This window comes from Pseudomonas crudilactis, from assembly GCF_013433315.1.
Lineage (GTDB): Bacteria > Pseudomonadota > Gammaproteobacteria > Pseudomonadales > Pseudomonadaceae > Aquipseudomonas > Aquipseudomonas crudilactis.
This window is the reverse complement of the sequence record NZ_WXVV01000046.1, coordinates 1-1,810: the sequence shown is the minus strand read 5'-3', so window position 1 is coordinate 1,810 and position 1,810 is coordinate 1. Positions and strand designations below refer to the sequence as shown.

Here is a 1,810-nt window from a genome sequence, read left to right as displayed (position 1 = left end):
GGGGTTGATCCGCCGCGAGACCAGGTGCAGGTCATCGTCGTATTCGTAGCGGGTGATGCGTCCCAGTTCATCGCGCTCGGCGGTGACCTGACCGTAGGCGCCGTAGCTGTAGGCACGGGTGCTGCCGGTAGGAAACGTCGTCTGGATCAGTCGGCCAACGGCGTCCCAATGTTGCCGGGTGACTGCACCGTGTTCGTCCGCGGTGGTGGTCCGCCGCCCCAGTGCGTCGTAGGAAAAACGCCGCACGCCGCCGTCGGGCAAGGTCTCTTCGGTCAACTGGCCAAGGTCGTTCCATACCAGTCGATGCCGACTGCTGTCCGGGTAGCGGATCGACAGCAACTGACCCCGGGTGTCGTAGTAGTAATGGGTGACCTGACCATCGGGGTCGACCGCTTCGGTGACATCACCCTCGGCATTGCGCCGGTAGATCCACACCGCATCGCCGCGAGAGCGTTTATGCAGGAAACCGTTGCGATACTCGTAGGACGTGGGCGCCTCATCCGGTGGAATCAGCGCGATCAGCCGTCCGACCTCGTCGTAGCGGTATTCGGTGACCGCGCCCAAGGCATCCTGCTCGGCGATCAAGTGCCCCGAAGAGTCATAGGCCTTGAGCTGCTCGCCACCGTCCGCCGAGACTTTACGCACCAGCCGCGCACGCTCGTCGTGGACGTACGTTTCTTCGGTGCCATCGACGTAATGCACCGCGACACTGCCGTCGTCATTCCAGACGTAGCGCGTGTCCATCTGCGAAAACGAGGCCCAATGCCTGACACAGCGAGAAGCCTTGCCCGAGCGCTCCCACTCCCAAAAGAAACTCGCGCCGCCAGCCAGTTGCCGCTGCAGAATCACGTGAGCGTCGTCGTAGTCGTAACGCTCGCTGTCGCCGACGGCGTTGGTCGCTTCGATCAGGTGCCGGTAGGCGTCGTAGCGGTAGCTGACCAGCGCCTGTTCGGTGCCCCAGGCACCGTCGCGAAACACCTGATAATCCACACCAACCAACTGCGCGCGGTCATAGCGCAACAGCAGCGAACGCCCGGCGCCGTTGTCCAGTCGCTGCACCCGGTCAGACCGATCGCGCTGCACCGTCAGACGATTGCCATAGGCATCACTGACCGCCGTCAGCCGTCCCGCACGAAAGTGATAAAACCGCGCCGTATCCCCGGCCAGCGCGAGGATCAGCTCTTCCGGCTCATCACCCAGAAAAATCGCCGCCCGCGACAGGCTGTTGTGAATCGCCGGTCGTTCAACGCTCGGCAACGGAAAACGCGTACGCCGGTTTTCGTGATCGACCCAAACAACCTCATCAGCGAAAAACTCCAGCCGATGCGCCAGCGAATGGCTCCAACCAAACCCCAGCCCGATATCGATCTCGGCAGCACTAGAGCGATACAACCGGCTGAACTCAAACGGCAACACGCCATCGAGCACGGCATCGCTCAGGGTCAGCAGTTCTTCGCCAGTGACCATCGACACCGGACAACCGTTGGTGCAGGTGAAGGGCACGCAATCGGCGCTGTCACCGTTGGGATTTTTCGCCTGATCCGGCGAGTCGTCGTGAGGCTCATGCCGTTGCAACCGGCTCGAACCACCAGACTTGTCTCGCGCAAGAGGCGCCGGATTCGGCACAGTCAACACCAGTGAATCGGCCTGACGAATGTTCAGCGGTATCGACGGTGTCGGTTTCAACTCAACGTCACGTGCGTGAAACATCAGCGGCTTCAACGCGCTCGCGTGTTTGCTCAGTTCCGGTGCCGAAGTCAGTTCCGCCAACCGCAACGCCGACGCCGCCAGCCATTCCCGCGCCCGCGGC

At 62.4% G+C, this 1,810-nt stretch carries 1 protein-coding gene; it reads right to left on the bottom strand.

The window, feature by feature from the left end:
* The coding region (locus GTU76_RS29695; RefSeq protein ID WP_180700254.1) for a DUF6531 domain-containing protein at window positions 1-1,810 on the bottom strand (1,810 nt) is incomplete at both ends.